Source organism: Massilia sp. 2TAF26, from assembly GCF_052115005.1.
Classification (GTDB): Bacteria; Pseudomonadota; Gammaproteobacteria; order Burkholderiales; family Burkholderiaceae_D; genus Telluria.
In genome coordinates this window covers 1-489 of sequence record NZ_JBFRFV010000108.1, presented here as the reverse complement: position 1 = coordinate 489, position 489 = coordinate 1, and the positions used below count along the sequence as shown (strand labels likewise).

The 489-nt window shown below is 50.6% G+C and carries 1 protein-coding gene; it reads left to right on the top strand.

Translation table 11 applies throughout. The features are described from left to right. Positions 1-329 (top strand): GNAT family N-acetyltransferase (locus AB4Z32_RS27675; RefSeq protein ID WP_442125011.1); only part of this gene is annotated, 329 nt, incomplete at its 5' end. Positions 330-489: the final 160 nt, after the last annotated feature.

Genomic DNA, 489 nt, shown 5'->3' with positions numbered 1-489 from the left:
CCGGAGCGAATCGCTTCGATGCACCCGGAGAATGTCTTATGGCGGCGTATTTCACCCAGCAACTGATAGGTATCGGAGGCCTTTCAGTTGATCCATATGGCGAGACTAATACGGCAAGGCTGCGACGGGTTTACGTAGCAGCTTCTTCAAGGGGGCAACACGTGGGTCAAACGCTAGTAAAAGCGCTGGTCGCACATGCCACTCTTCGCTTTCAGAACGTACGTCTTTCCACCGATACGTCTGAAGGAGACGCGTTTTACCTGCACTGCGGTTTCATGCGAACAGAGGATGTCCATGCTACTCATATCATGCTGCTAGGCGACGCCTGATTCAGGCAGCTATCGGCCGATTCTGTTGAAAAAGTCGGCCATGGTTTGCGTATCAGAAAAGTACGCGTCCGAGATTGAAATCTTTACTTTTTGYAGTGGCTTCCGGACTCAGATTTCACGTAGCAGCGTGCAAAAAAGGTGTTTTCACCAGTCAATGAAC